Source organism: Paenibacillus sp. 01T442, from assembly GCF_056398345.1.
Genome location: NZ_JBFTPF010000003.1, coordinates 35,621 through 50,910 on the forward strand (window position 1 = coordinate 35,621; position 15,290 = coordinate 50,910).

Sequence of the window (15,290 nt, forward strand, 5' to 3'; positions counted from 1 at the left end):
CTTAACTTAGTGGCACACCTGCTGCCCAAAAGCCCGCAGATCGAATCCACTTCCCATAAGCCTCCGATTGAAAAGATGGTGGATGATGGCCGGGCATCAGGTAAACGACCCTGCCCAATCCATATGTGCGCGTCCAAGCTGCAGGCCATTCTTGGCCTTCATGCGTGTAGGTAAGAAGAAGCTCGATCGGTGCGAACGGATCTAGTTCGAAACGGTACGGCTCTTCGTCCATCACGAACGGCTCAAGTCCCTCCATCAACGGATGATTGCTCTCCATCTTCGTGAAGGAGAGTGTGGTGTAAGCCGGATGCCCCGTGAATCGAGCTCCGATCAGCTGGCTAAGCTCCGGGCTGCCCTGGATGGAGATGCCGTTATGGATGACCAGCAGTCCGCCACCACTAGCAACATACTGAAGGAGGCCTGCTGCTTCCTCGGTCGCAGGTACTTTCCMCCAAATATCTAAGTATGAAACAACTAACGGATAGGGCTGGAGGATATCCAATTTCAGGTGACCGGTCCCTTCTACCGCTTTCACTTGAAAAGACGCTCCAAGATTATCGATAATTAGCTCCTGCACCGCCCGCAACGTATGGTACGGTGCATCGTCGTTATTGCCTAGAAGCAAGGTAGGCATGCTTGCCATACGAATCCATCTCCTTTTTACTTCATGTCACCCTATCTTACCACGGCCATTGTCCGCCTTGGTAATCGCTCAGTGCCAACGCCTGATCCGGCCAATCGGGTCCGAGCCGCTGTTCGACGAGGCCGAGAATGTGCTGAGCAGATTGCTCTGGCGACAGGTTGGCAGACGTATCAAGCTCCCCCTTCATGTAGGACTGTACATGCCCGGGATGCACAACCAGCACTTTACCGCCTAGCGGAGAAATTTGGTTATGAACGAGCTGCGATTGCATATTGAGCGCAGCCTTGGACATGCAGTAGGCATACCAAGCTGTTCGCTTACAAGCCCCGATGCTGCCTGCTTCGGACGAGATGTTCACAATCATCTTGTCATTGCTTTTTAAAATGAGATCCATCAGTCCATTCGTCATACGCAATGCGCCAAGTGTGTTCACGCGGAACACTTCCTCGATGTCTTCAAAATCTAGCTCATCCTGAATCGTGGAGGTAATGTTACCTAGGATGGCACCATTATTTATGAGCAGATCAAGCTGCTCCGTTTCAGCAGCCACCGTACGCAGTGCTTCCGCTACACTCTTCGCATCGCTAATGTCTAGACGAATAGGACGCAACCGTTTACCATAGACGGCCTCCAACTCTTGCAATGCCTGACATTCCTCCGCATACTGCCCTGCCCATACATCATAACCTCTTGCTAAAAGTCCTTTGACCAAAGCGAGGCCTAGCCCGCGGTCTGCTCCGGTGACCAAGGCCCAACGATTGTTCTTCATAGACACAGCTCCTTACATTTATTTGTAAAAGTAACCGACATACCTCACGGTAGCTAACGCCTTACCAGGCATATGCCTCGGGAGCCGCTCCGCCTGGCCCTGGGAAAATACGATCCAACTCCTTCAGTGTCGCTTCATCTAGCTTAATTTCTACCGCTCGAAGCGTGTCCAGCAGCTGTTCCACCGTACGCGGCCCGATAATTGGCGCTGTAACGGCAGGGTTGGCGAGGAGCCAAGCTAATGCCACATGCGCGGGTTTTTCACCTAGATCGCCGCACAAACTTACAAAGGCTTCCAGCTGATTGCGGTGCTTAGCTACGAGCGCCTCACTTTGTCTGCTTCTTCGCGTACCTTTGTCAGCTGAAAGGCCATTGCCGCCAAGCAGTCCACCCGCTAGCGGACTAAATGGACGTCGATCTAAAATCTTCTGCAGTACTCGGTTCGTTCATTCTAGTCCATATCGGAAGTCACTGCTATAATACAATGGAAGCACTATATAGCATAAAGACATATTTTCTTTCAATACGTATAGGGAGCAGCTGCCGATGGCCAACCATAAAATTGCACAGTACTCGATTGAAGCCCAACAGGACATCCAATTCTATTACACGGGCACGGAACAATGCGTCGGAGACCAATTTTGGGGACCAGCGATTAAGCAGAGCTATAAAATCTTCTATATTCACAGTGGCAAGGGGATTTATCGCGTCGGTGATGAAACGTATCACTTATCTCAGGGGCATGTTTTTCTGATATCTCCCTATGTCGTTTCATTTTTTCAGGCGGATGAGAAGGAGCCATGGAACTTTTCGTGGGTCGCATTCGGCGGTGGCATCGTGCAAGATTATTTGCGGCAAGCTGGCTTTACACCAGACAATCCCGTCATTACATGCGATCGCGAGTTGGAAATCAGGCAGTGCTTCAACAAACTGTTTGATGCGAACCAACAGGTCTACAGCAAACCGTTGCAGTTGACTTCGGCGCTGTATGCCTTTCTAGCTTTGTTGCTGGAGTCCTCTCAACAGGAGTCCTCCTTCTCGCAGCAGAAAACTATGAAAGACTTGTACGTGGCGCAGGCGATCTCTTTTATGAAAAACAACTACGCCCGAACGATTACTATCGAGGAAATGGCGCAAACGCTGGGGCTCAGCCGTAAATATATCACGAGCCTTTTCAAAGCTGCCATCGGGACACCGCCTCAGCACTACTTAGGCGAGATCCGTCTGAGCAAAGCGTGTGAGCTCCTGACGAGTACGTCACTTTCGATTAAGGAGATCGCATACTCTGTAGGGTATACGGATCAGCTGCATCTTAGTCGGATGTTCAAGAAATTGCATGGCATCTCACCCAGCCAGTATCGGGATGGCATCCAGCCGCCAACCAGCCAACTGTCACAAACAAATTAAATGGATTTTATGTTGTTATTTTTACTGATTCTCGCCATTTTGGCGCAGTAGATGTATTTCTTACAGTTAATTTGAGCGAAAATCAACCAAACCACTATTTGCGCTCAAATTAGATGCATTTTTTCCATTTATTAAATAAAACTCATGTTAATCGGCAAAAATAACTGTATATTTTACATTTATTTGAAAATCCAGCTACTTAACTGACCCCACTACTCCCCTTAGCTCAACTCCTACTCATCAAAAAAATAACCACATCAGCCAAAGGCTAACGTGGTCATCTCCATGAATATCAGTACACTTCTACCTCAGCAAAGGCCATTCGATACCGATTCGCATCACTCGGATTCGGGCGTAGATTCGTCCCTTCGATTTTCACATATCTTGCAGATACCGCAGAAAACGCAAAACTCTGAACTGCATTCCCCGGCTGCGCATAGCCCGTACGTGTAACCGCAGTCGACCAATTCAAGCCATCCGTAGACGTTTGGATCGTAAAATCAATCGGGAAATTCTGACCAACATTTCCCGAGTCATTGCGCGGATACAGATCAACCTTGGTCACGCTGCGATTAGACCCCATATCCAGCGTCATCCACTCCGTATGGTTCGCAGTTAAGCTGTTGTTGCTGGTCCATCCCATCGAACCCGTTACGGAATTGCGTCCGCCGTCATTCACTTTGTTCGTGGAGTAATTGCTATTTTCCAACGAGCTGCTCGCTGAAACGATAGCTCCGGCGGCTTGATTGGCTGCATAGATTTCCACCTCTGGAAAGGCCATTCGATACCGATTCGCATCACTTGGATTCGGGCGTAAATTCGTCCCTTCGATTTTCACATATCTTGCAGATAACGCAGAAAACGCAAAACTCTGAACTGCATTCCCCGGCTGCGCATAGCCCGTACGTGTAACCACCGTCGACCAATTCACATTATCGGTAGAGGTCTTAATTGTAAAATCAATCGGAAAGTTCTGACCGATATTGCCAGTGTCATTTCGTGGATACAGATCCACTTTCGAAATGGTCTTGTTCGAACCCATATCGAGCGTCACTGACTCTGTAAGGTTCGCAGTCAGGCTGTTATTACTGGTCCAACCCATCGATCCTGATACCGTGTTGCGCTGCCCGTCGTTTATTTTCGCAGTGGAGAAATTCGTATTCTCAACAGAGCTGGTCGCCGATACACCGGTCCCAATGGCTAAGTTGCCTACGGTTCCGTACACTTCAAACTCCCACAAGGAGTATCCGTACGAGGAGCCTCGCAAGGTGCCATTCATTTTCACATATCGAGCCACTGTAGGCGTAAAGCTTATGTCATCGACACCGCCATCCCCTGACGTCGTGGTAAAGACATTTGTCCAGTTGACCGCATCATTCGATACTTGAATTTGATAGTTTTTGCCATACGCAGCTTCCCAATAAAGTTTCGCGGCATCGATATACACAGCGGACCCTAAATCTACATAGATCCACTCATTATCTGTATAACTAGATCCCCATCTCGAACCGAAGTTGCCATCAAAAGAAAGACTCGACGCAGCAGCGGAAGATGAAGCAGTTGCCGCTTTATTCAGCGCTATATTCGGTCGTTGCACTGGTTCTGCGATCTGTGTTGGCAGGATCGTCACTGGCGTATGGAAAGCACGATTGAGGATGTTCATCTGGAATAAATTTTGAGCAGGCGTCGCACTCCCAGGCATAACCACGTTATCGAACGTGATATTACTGATGTTTTTGGTGCTGCTAAAGCCTTTTAGCGTCCCTAAAGTCGTTCCCGCATCGCGAACCAGAATATTTTTGACATTCAATGTGTTAATCGTACCGCCACCGAAACCATCGGCATTTCGAATAATAAAGTAGGCCCACGTACGCGTGCTATCGTTGGTATTGGTAACTCTCTCGATATCGATATTATCAAAGGTAACATTCGTTAGTGTTCCAACCCCATATTTATGGTCGACACCGATACCGACAGATGAGTCGTAAACGACACTGTTTTTGAACGTAACGTCACTTTGATTTTGTCTCATACCTTGACCTACTTTAAATCCAAAGTAAACCGTCCAGGAAATAAGATCATCAAACACGACATTACTTACGGGCTCGGGACTTCCCGGCCAGCTTAGACTAATATCCACCGTCTGATCCCACGTTTTCGTTGTGTAAGGATCATCCAAACCAATGCCGATCCCATGCTGAACGAGCACATTTTGGGATTCATTCACATCGATACCGTCGTTCTCGCCCATATCAAAACGGTTAAAGATCTTCATATTTTTAAACGTAAGATCATTCGACCTTGCTTGCTGGGGTTACCGCCCACGAACCGGAATCGCGAATCAACGGCCCATCCAAGGTGAAATTGGTAGTCCCGATTGGCACAATAATATTACTGGCAAAATTGTTCTTCGATGTCGCGTATTTCCCATTGCCGTCGATCGTACCTCGACCGTATATCTTCACATTGTCTGCGCCGGTCTGAGTGTATAACCACCAAGTAACGTCTCGAAGCTGTGAATCCTTATGCCAATTCACGGTATAATCACTCGCTACCCCTGTAAAACGAAGCACGGCTCCGCCTTCTAAATATAAAGCAACGTCGCTTTTCAGCTGCAAGTTGCCCGCCTTATAAATCCCTGCAGGCACATACACAATCCCCTGTCCGCCCGTGTAGTTGGCCGCATCATTTATGGCATTCTGAATAGCGGTCGTCGCCATGCCAGCACCCGTGCTATCCGCGTTGTAAGGCGAAGATTTCACATTATAAATCCCCGTCCCCGACGAGGCGGGTTTGTTCGTCTCCGCCGGGTCAGCTGCGATGACGAGAGCGCGCCCCTCATTGATTTTGACTATCAAATATTCGTCGCCACTGACTGTAAACGTCAGCTTATTGCCACTCGTAGTTCCCGTCAAATTGAGCTTCTTCGGGGAGATCGAGTAGGACGTAATGCTCGCTTGCCCTATGGCCGTGATCTCAATAGTCGCTGACCCCGACATGGAGAAGTGGGCATAATCGTATTCACTCGTATAACTAACAACAGGAATCGTTGTCGCATCTACCTTGAGACCATACACCGTGGATGCCGTGTAGATCGAAGGCAATGCGTAGGATGAGATGGTGGCCGCATGAACCCGAACAGGGACAGCACCTAAACTCCCAAGGATAAAAATAAATGAAAATAGTCCGATCAGCCATGCCTTCATTTTGTGCAAATAAATTCCCTCCTTCAGATGTCTTCGCTAACGCAATGAATTAAAGCGCTTACATAACTTATTATAAAAAATCCGCCCTCTTCCCCGTAATGCGGGAACTTACATAACAAGGGCAGCTTTCTATACTATTTAGCAACAATGGACATGTCAGCTAGGTCTCCTGCTCAGCTCTGCTTTCACTCCGTTCAACTGCACATCATACGTGACTTGTGATTCTGCTTGATTCCATACGACTTGCAGACTGCTATTCGACAACGCCACAACCTCAAGATGACCCTGTGCCTTCACTTCCCTACAACGGTCAACGTGCAGCAGTTGTACAAAAATCGCACATTGTTCCACAGCAGCGGTGGTAATGAAAGACGTTCGTTGCCCGCTCGGCGGGTTGTCTGAGGTCAGTGCCGTATATATCGTTGTTGGCTGTGAGCACCAAACGTGTTGTTCCAACGTGCCTTCACTCATTCGGTATTCGAAGACCGATACGTCCTGCACCAGCTTCCGTTTCTCCTTGAACCATTGTTGATCCAGTCGACCTAGTTGATCTTCCGAGGTTGACCATTTGGCAGCATCCTCCTTGCCTAGCAGCTTGCCGCTAAAATGATTCGTTACATGGACCAACCGTGGGACTGGAACGGTGACTTGAACAATATCTAATAGATGATCCTCTGCTAGTAGGTTAATTCGCCGAATTTGCACACCTTCATAGACGTCAGTGTCCCAAGGATTGAGCTCAGCAGGCAGGATAATACGATCTTTCATCAAATAATCCTCTGCCAGCCAATCCACCGCAGTCTCCAACCACACGCCCCATGCTTCTTCCTGCATCTGAATCAATCGTCCGTCTCGTGGCGGCTGATCCGCCCCGTCAATACTCACCGTGTTATGTGAGTACGTATGTTTAAACCATCCGAAATGAGCGGGGATTCCATATGCCGTTGTACCGGGGTCAATGAGCAGCGGCACATTGTCGTGCATAATCGATAGCCCCAGACGATCCATATGATCGTGTTCGCCACCGAAACGGCTATGCTTTACGATCACATGCCAGCCAGTTGGATTCACTAGTTTGGTTAACCCGCTTCCAGGTAAAGAGCGTGTGCGCTGTACCTCCACTCCAAGCATGTCTGACTCCTCTACATGTCCAGTCAAGTCCTGACCAAACATTAAGGCATAGATCGAATTTCGCTTCGTTTGAGTTGCCTCATTCATACGTGGATCTGCGTCAGCTGTTCCGTAAGCCGTAGCCAAGAACGAACGATATTTCCCGTCCCCGTAAATATCATAAGCAATTTCATAATAAGGCGCATAGGTGCCGATATGATCCCCACGCCCTGCATCATTGATCGTCGGCATCATGCCGTTCGGCAGAACAAGCTGCAACGGAAAATCGAACATCGCTTTCAGCGCATTCTTTTGCCAGACATCCCACGGAGTTCCTTCCGCTATTAACGCATAGTGCAGCAGGGATTTAAAAGCATAGAAATGATATTGCACATTCCCCTCGTACCATAAGCCGTCTTCAAGAATCCCGCGTTCAAGTTGGTCATCCAAGCCGTATTCACCTGCTAAGCCTGCGTTCAGCACATCACGATCATGTAGCAAAAGCCCCAGCGCGGCTATTGCCGATGTAATCAAAACCGAGTGATTATGAATTTGCTTCTCTTTATGTGCAATGAGAAAACGAGCACAGGGCTCCAGCAGACCTGCCCGTACATGGGCAATCTCAGCTGGCGTCAGATGCTTCTGTATCATATCAAAGCCAAGTGCTAGATCCGTGATCCAATGGGCTTCATCTAAGGTTTGGGCAAATAATTTCCCAGGCCCATTATAAGGAATATCACCATGGATCGCGTACGTTTCATAGTGGTCGGCATACGCCATCAGATAGGATTTAACGAATTGCAATCGACCTGCGTCAGGTTCTATTGCATACAGTAGAGCAACGTGATACACAGCTCGGCCGATCTGGCTATGAGCGATCGATGTCCAGCCTCCGTCAAACAGCTGGCTTCGCCTCGCCTTGCCACAGATCGAACAGAGATGAAGAAAGGGCTCGTCCCACTGGAAAGTGAGCCGAGTCCCATCTTCATCACAATAATAATAGTGCATCCATTCGCCTTGCTCATGGGAGCGAATGGCGAAGGTGATCTTCGCCGCTTCTTCCGCATCCCGTCGTAACAGCGCCATTGCTGATTGAAATTCTGTGTTGACTGCGTTTCCACGCAGTCGCTCTAAACGCTTAATATCCATGGTCAGAGTCCTCCTAGCCTTTCAATGAACCCGCCGTCATTTGCATGAATGAACGATTCGCAATCATATAAACGAGTAATAATGGCAAAATCGATAAGCAAGCACCCGCCAACATGTAATGCGTTTGAACGGCTGCTGATGACCCATACCGCAGATAGGATAAGCCAACGGTTAATGTTTGCAACTTCGGATTCGTCATCGTGAACACTAACGGTCGCAAGTACTCATTCCACGCCCCGCAAAAGGTAAACAAGGCGCCAACCCCGAGTCCAGGTCGCATGAGAGGCAGAATAATTCGCCAGAAAATGCCGCCATTGGAACAGCCGTCAATACGCGCGGCTTCGTCTAATTCCCGGGAAATACCCTGCAGAAAGCTTAATAGAATAAAGAAGATATACGCATGACCGCTAATCAGAATGAGGACAACGCCCCATAAACTCGTATTCAGATGCAGCTTCACCATCAGCTCGAACTGCGGTCTAATGACGACTGCGCCAATGGAGATAAACATCGTGGACGCTTGAATCGCGACATAAATGGCTTTCCCTGGGAACTTAATGCGGTCAACCACATAAGCTGCCATGGAAGCTACGATCAGTACGCCGATCGTCGTTGCTCCACTCAAGAATATACTGTTCCAAGTAAATCTCGCGAAGTTGGCCTGTACCCAGGCTTCCTTATAGTTTACGAAATGCCAGGAAGACGGGAAGATCTTTCCCCCCTTGGTAATCTCCAAATTAGACATAAAGGAGCCTAAAAAAGTCACAACGACTGGGAACACGATGAGCAGTGCGGTTATCAGTAAAAACAACCAGAGCAGTGCTTTTCCACCCAATCTCCCCACTGAAAACGACTGCGTCTTTTTCTTCATATGAACAGCAGGTATCGCTTCTGTCACTTCCATGATTCTTAAGTCTCCTCCCTATTGTAGTTTGTTTAGGCGTTTCGACATCAGATGATAAACAAGCGTAATGATGCCGACAATGACAGCAGTCATGAAACCAACAGCACTGCCGTAGCCAAATTGCTGATCCGTAACGGATCCTGATGGTGTTGGGAAAAAGAGCTTGTAGACATACAGATACATGACTTCTGTCTTACCAACCGGTCCACCTTCGGTGAGAACCATAATGCTCTCATATCCTTTGAGAGAATTGATGATCGCCAGCATAATGACGATTTGCAGTACCGGACCCAGCATCGGAATCGTTAAATACCAGAACTGCTGCCATTTATTCGCACCGTCTAAGGAGGAGCTTTCGTACACATCATTCGGGATATTTTGAAGACCAGCTAGAAATAACAGCATGTAGTTCCCTACCGCTCCCCATACCGCAATGATGATCGTTGTCAGCATCGCATGCTTGGGTCCGAGCCAATCGATTCTTTCAGAGATGATATGAAACTTTAATAAATACTGATTAAGAATACCGTTGTACGAGTTGAAAATGATAAAAAATACGACAGCCATAACCGCTGAACTAATGATTGTAGGCATGAAATAGATCGCTCTTAACCAGTTGCGTCCACGCAGCTTGGAATTTAATATAACGGCAAGTACTAAGCATAACGGAAGGGTTATGATGAGCTTGCCACCTGCATAGACGAATGTATTTATGACAGAATGCCAGTACTCCGTATCCTGAAAGAGTCGTCTGAAATTATCAATCCCAATAAAATCCGGTGCCCCGAAGCCTTTGTAGTCATAAAACATATAACGAATCGCCCAAGCAATCGGATAGACGCCCAGCACCATGGTCAGTAGAAAGCTTGGAAATAAAAATAAGTATGAAAAACCGATCTGGCGTGTCCTGTTCATCCCATTCCCTCCTAAAATACCCCAAAAAGTGAAGCTAAGCTTCGATGTGTAGTCCAATTACTTTCCGGGGGCCCTGATCAATCTAATTTCCCTATCAAGAGCGAGAGAGTGGAGTTTCAGCTCCACTCTCGCTTTGGACCTCTTCAGGCAGCTCTTATTTCATCATTAATTTCATTGGATCGAAGCTTGGGTTCGGAGCTACTTTGACATCGCCTTTGGCGACTGCTTTATCCAACGCATCGTTATAACGTTTGCTCAGATCTTGAATAATCTGATCCAAATTTCCGCCACTGATCATATATTTGAAGAATGCATCATTGAATTTCATGCCTTCAACCGTAACGGTTGGTTGAAGCGGCCATGTGCCGTCATTTCCACTTGGCAAGAAGCCTTCAATCCCTTTGATCTCTGGTTTTTTGGCAACAGAAGATACAGATGGTACCATCGACAAGCCAAAGCCTTTTTCGTGATACGTTTTCAATACTTCATCATCATACATGAACTGCATAAATTTCCAAGCTTGATCGGCGTTTTTGGTCGTATTGCTGATGGATAGCCATTGACCACCAAGGAATGAACTTGCGCCTTTGATCGTGCCATCAATGGTTGGAACAGGTGCTGCAGCCCAATCGATCTTCGCGGGGAATTGATTCGCGTATACACCTGGCTCCGAAGAGAAGGAGATGTACATACCAATTTTACCTTCCGCGAATTGTGCACGAAGTGGATCAATATCCAAGGATTCCATACCTGGCAATGTGCTGCCGTCGTCTACCATTTGCTTGAAGGATTGAATGATATCTTTGTACCCTGCGAAGTCAAACTTGGCTGTTTTGAAATCATATCCAAAGCCGCCGTAGCCGCTTGCCTCTGCAATGACTCTTGCTGAACGACCAAGGGCACTGTCCGGGCTCTTGAAGTTCTGCGCGAAACCATAGGAGCCATTCGCTTTACCAACTGCGGTAATTTTCTTCGCATCTTCAACCATTTCTTTCAATGTTTTCGGAGGTGACGCGATGCCAGCTTTAGCGAAAAGCTCTTTGTTGTAAACGAGACGAATCGTTGAACCGTAGTTTGGAAGGCTGTACATTTTGCCACCAATGCGGTTGAAATCATCAATGACTGGGAATTTCTTCTTAATTGCATCCGTTACATAAGAATCAATCGGTTTCAGATACCCTTTCGCTGCAAAAGGCTGAATTGTATTTTCTTTGACACGAATAATGTCAGGCGCCTGTCCGGAAGCAAAAGCCAGATCAATCGCTTGGTTGAAGTCTTCTGTCTTAACAACCATTTCAACTTCAATATTCTCGCCGTTCGTTTCGTTAAATTTCTGTACAACACTCTTAATATAGTCCATATCATGACGGTCACCCGTCCAATAAGAAAGCTTCGTTTTGGCTTTGGTAGTAGCCGAACTCGCTGGCGCACTTGATGCTTTCGCCGATGCTGCCGGGCTTGCTGCTGTTTCGGTTTTGGTGGAGCTGCAAGCTGCCAAACTACCTGCGAGTGCGACTGTTAATGTGACCGTCCCTAATTTCTTTATCATGTGTAAGCCTCCCTTAAATCTGTTGTTTACATTTCTAATATTAAAAGAATTCTCTTGTCCTGATAATGAGGTCAACTCTTGAATGAGGGCAGATATTTCTATATGTTCCTATATGTTGCCCTTCCCACTTGTTCATAAAACAGGCAAGCCCTCACGGCTTGGAGGGCTTGCCCAGCGACATTTCTTTGAATTCCGTCGGTGTGAGACCGGTCTGCTTTTTAAATACCTCGCTGAAATAACGCCGATGCTCGTAGCCCAGCTGTTGCGCAATTTCTTGCACCTGATAATCCTCAATCAGCATCGACTTTGCCCGCTCCATTTTCGCTTGCGTAACGAATTGTTGGAAGGTCGAACCGGTTACTTTTTTGAACAAATTCGAATAGTAGCCCCAGCTTAAATTAACCTGCTTTGCACAGTGCTCCAAGGTCAAATCGATGTCCAGATTAGCTTTGATGTACTCCGCTGAACGAAGAATAATTTTCTGCGACTCGCTCGCCCGTTCTTGATGGATCAGTCCACACCCAATTTCACACAGCTCAATGAACCATGCGCGATATTCTAGGATAGCGGCACCGCTATCTCTGATTTCCTGATTCTTCGCTTCAAATTCAGCTAAGCTATGGCGAGGGAATTTCTCCATCAGCACCCGCAGCATGCGCAGGACAAGGCCTTGCAGCAGTCTCTCTACGACACCAGGCTCAGGGAGAACGGACACTTTCCCCATCTCCGTGAAAACCGTCATCGCCCACTCGACGCAGGCGTCTCGATTGCCTGAGCGGAAAGCGAACAAGAACTCATTCTCGCTGTCCTCCGTATAAATCCACTCCACAGGAACGGCTTGTGCATCCGAATTAAAGCTAAATGCACCATTGCCTCCCGTGTAAAAATGATACGATAACGCGCTAAGCGACTGCTGATAGCTCTTGGGCAGCTCTTGCACGGTCTCTACACATTGTCCGATACCGATGGAAATTGTGAACTTCGTATGACGCGCTATGTTCGCGCAGCATTCGTCTGCGACCGCTATAGGCGACTCTTGATCGGTGACATTGAGAATACAAATATAGCGATTAAACCCCTCTCGAAACACGACGGCTGCCCCGTAAAAGGCTATCGTTTCTTCAACGATATTTTGCAAAGAAAAACGGACTAGCTCGAGCTCCTTTACAGGAACTTCGCCATATTTGTCCGTAAACTGATCAATCTGAATCGTCATCACCGCAAATGGTGCTTTCAATTCATTAATGTCTAGAAAGTCCGATAATCGCGCTAATTCAGCTTCATTGGTTTGATGGTAGACGAGTAAGGAGAGATATTCCTGTCGAAGTGCCGGCATGCTTTCTTTAATCTTCTGTTGGAGACCGATCAGCTGGGTGCGGCTACGATTCTCTTGCTCCCAGACTTCTTTGGCTTTGACGACTGCTTTCACAATTTGATCGATAGAAAATGGCTTCTTCACATAATCTAAGGCGCCATATTGAATCGCTTTTTGCGCATAATCGAAATCGGTATACGCACTTAAAATGACTACTTTACTCGTCGGAAGAATCTCCATAATGTTGCGGGTCATTTCTAAACCATCCATCTTAGGCATCCGAATGTCGGTTAGAATAAGATCTGGCTTTGTTTCACGAATAACGGCAAAACCTTCCTCCCCATCGGTTGCGCTGCCTACGATTTCGATGTCGTGCTCATGCCAAGGGATCTTCTTCGTAATCATATCAACAACACTTCGAATGTCATCTACCACACATAGCTTAATTAGTCGGTCCATGGAAATCCTCCTCTGTCTCATACCGTGGCAGCCATAGTTCAATGCGGGCACCGCCCCATGTATTCGTCGTTATCTTCATCCGTTGCTCTGTCCCATAATACAACTCTAATCGGGTATAGATATTTCGCAGGGCATAGCCATGCTTCGAGGTAGTTGGATGCATCATGCTTTGCAACAACTTCTCCGGTATCAGCCCTTGCCCATTGTCTTCCACCATGATATGGAGCCAGTCCCCATCTATTCGAGCTGTAAGCTGGATTTCACCGCCCGATTTCATATCTTTAAAACCGTGTAAAATACTATTCTCTATCAACGGTTGAATGATGATTTTCGGAACGAGGCAGGCATTTAGCCCAGGCTCGACTTCCATCCGGCAGACGAATAAATTCTCATACGACCTTTGTTGAATGGCCAAATATTGACGAACATGATCAAGTTCATCTGCGAGTGGAATCAAATCCCGTCCTCCGCTTAGGCTCAATTGAAACATATTGGATAAGGCCAAAATCATTTCATTCACATCTTCATTTTCACCGAGGACTGATTTGCAGTAGATCGTATTGAGCGTGTTATAGAAAAAATGCGGGTCCATTTGCGCTGTCAAAGCTTTAATCTCCGCTTTCCGTTTATCACGTTCTCGATTGGTGACATCCGCGATGAGCTGCTTAATCTCGTCCAACATCCGGTTGAAACGGAACCCAACCTGGGAAACTTCATCCTTATACGCACTTTCAAAACGTACTTCCAGATCATTCTCTTCTACTCGTTTCATGAGCTTCTGGAGTCTATACAACGGTTTGAGCAGCAACAGCGTCAAATTATTCGTAATCAACGACGATACGAGAACAAATCCAATCGTAACCAGCATCGTGGCTTGCTTAATCCCATTCAATTTGGCTAACAATTTATCTTTGACTTGGACGCCAACAATCATCCAATCTTCCTTGATATCCAGCCGCGCATAATTAACGAGATAGTTATTCCGATCCTTATCCTCGAAAAAAAACGATCCTTTACTATCATGGGTAAGTTGCTGAACAAAATCAGGACGTTGAATAAACACATTATCCTGAATACGCTCGGAATAATTAATATCTGCCCCATGCGAATCCACGAAGTAGTAGTGCTTATTAGGGTCCGACAAATTGTCCATGAAGAGATCACGCAAATCGTCTTCCTTCACATTGATGACCACATACACATTAGTTGACTCATTTTGCAAATACGAATCTTCACTTACACCTTCTGCGACAAGCGATAGGACCCGCTGTTTCCCCGTAAAAAACGGATCCACATGTCCCGGGCTCCAAAAGCCGCGCTTTAAAAGCCGGAATTGATTAAACATATCGGATTCAAAAAAGGAATTAGATATATTTCGCGCACTGGAGGTGGGATAGAAATCCCCAATTGGCGTGGCGATCAATATACTATCGATCATGGAATCATTGAATTTCACCTGGTTGAACACATACTGTAAAGCCGTTAATGACTTATAGTAGCTCGTGTTATCCTTATTCTGAACATCCTTCATCAACTGCTTGAAAGCGTCACTGAACATTAAGGACCGCACCGCGGTACCGATATTTTTCAGTCTTTCATTCACAATTTGCGCAGATTGATTCACGGTATCCTGACTCGACTGCATCGCATTGCGCTGAATTTCCTTGGACGCGATCAGGTAGGCGATACTCCCTGTTGCCACCAGACCTACGGTAATGAGTATGACAAAGGTGAACCATATCCGTTGTTTGAGTGAGAAAGAATGGAACAGGCGTGACAGCCACGACCAGATAGCAAGCTTATTCATAGGCGACGTTAGCACCTTTCCTGTATGTGAGTAGATAGTCTTCATCTACTATATTATA

General features: G+C 46.9%; 11 protein-coding genes and 1 pseudogene. 1 reads left to right on the forward strand and 11 read right to left on the reverse strand.

The window, feature by feature from the left end; translation table 11 throughout:
- Window position 1 precedes the first annotated feature (1 nt).
- The 3 genes and pseudogenes from AC1DLM_RS04320 to AC1DLM_RS04330 all read right to left on the reverse strand — a co-directional run.
- A complete protein-coding gene (locus tag AC1DLM_RS04320) occupies window positions 2-643 on the reverse strand; it encodes a ThuA domain-containing protein (RefSeq protein ID WP_477569233.1) in 642 nt (213 codons plus the stop codon).
- A gap of 37 nt (window positions 644-680) precedes the next feature.
- Window positions 681-1,412 carry an SDR family NAD(P)-dependent oxidoreductase gene (locus AC1DLM_RS04325; protein ID WP_441992044.1) on the reverse strand — a complete coding sequence of 244 codons (732 nt, stop codon included), beginning with the start codon at window positions 1,410-1,412 and terminating at the stop codon, window positions 681-683.
- Between the two features lie 61 nt (window positions 1,413-1,473).
- Window positions 1,474-1,818: pseudogene (locus AC1DLM_RS04330) on the reverse strand (aldo/keto reductase); the annotation flags it as partial.
- A gap of 139 nt (window positions 1,819-1,957) precedes the next feature.
- On the opposite strand from AC1DLM_RS04330, the gene AC1DLM_RS04335 reads away from it, so the two are divergent.
- Window positions 1,958-2,818, forward strand: a complete 861-nt coding sequence (locus AC1DLM_RS04335; RefSeq protein ID WP_477569234.1) for a helix-turn-helix domain-containing protein — start codon at window positions 1,958-1,960, stop codon at window positions 2,816-2,818.
- Window positions 2,819-3,110: 292 nt separating this feature from the next.
- Here the strand turns inward: AC1DLM_RS04335 and AC1DLM_RS04340 are convergent, their stop codons facing one another.
- The 8 genes from AC1DLM_RS04340 to AC1DLM_RS04375 form a co-directional block, all read right to left on the reverse strand.
- The gene (locus AC1DLM_RS04340; protein WP_477569235.1) at window positions 3,111-5,093 is read right to left on the reverse strand and encodes a discoidin domain-containing protein; all 1,983 of its coding nucleotides are present in this window, start codon (window positions 5,091-5,093) and stop codon (window positions 3,111-3,113) included.
- Window positions 5,094-5,109: 16 nt separating this feature from the next.
- The gene (locus AC1DLM_RS04345) at window positions 5,110-6,033 is read right to left on the reverse strand and encodes a glycoside hydrolase family protein (RefSeq protein WP_477569236.1); all 924 of its coding nucleotides are present in this window, start codon (window positions 6,031-6,033) and stop codon (window positions 5,110-5,112) included.
- A 147-nt stretch (window positions 6,034-6,180) separates the two neighbouring features.
- Window positions 6,181-8,283, reverse strand: coding sequence for a heparinase II/III domain-containing protein (locus AC1DLM_RS04350; protein WP_477569237.1), 2,103 nt, complete (start codon window positions 8,281-8,283; stop codon window positions 6,181-6,183).
- 13 nt (window positions 8,284-8,296) lie between these two features.
- A complete protein-coding gene (locus AC1DLM_RS04355) occupies window positions 8,297-9,154 on the reverse strand; it encodes a carbohydrate ABC transporter permease (protein ID WP_477569352.1) in 858 nt (285 codons plus the stop codon).
- 51 nt (window positions 9,155-9,205) lie between these two features.
- A complete protein-coding gene (locus tag AC1DLM_RS04360; RefSeq protein ID WP_436241228.1) occupies window positions 9,206-10,102 on the reverse strand; it encodes a carbohydrate ABC transporter permease in 897 nt (298 codons plus the stop codon).
- 154 nt (window positions 10,103-10,256) lie between these two features.
- Window positions 10,257-11,651: an ABC transporter substrate-binding protein gene (locus tag AC1DLM_RS04365; protein WP_477569238.1), complete on the reverse strand. Its 1,395-nt coding sequence runs from the start codon at window positions 11,649-11,651 to the stop codon at window positions 10,257-10,259.
- A gap of 151 nt (window positions 11,652-11,802) precedes the next feature.
- On the reverse strand, window positions 11,803-13,425 hold the full coding sequence (locus AC1DLM_RS04370; protein ID WP_477569239.1) for a response regulator: 1,623 nt from the start codon (window positions 13,423-13,425) through the stop codon (window positions 11,803-11,805).
- Window positions 13,409-15,232, reverse strand: coding sequence for a cache domain-containing sensor histidine kinase (locus AC1DLM_RS04375; protein WP_477569240.1), 1,824 nt, complete (start codon window positions 15,230-15,232; stop codon window positions 13,409-13,411). The genes AC1DLM_RS04370 and AC1DLM_RS04375 overlap by 17 nt, the downstream gene beginning before the upstream one ends.
- Window positions 15,233-15,290: the final 58 nt, after the last annotated feature.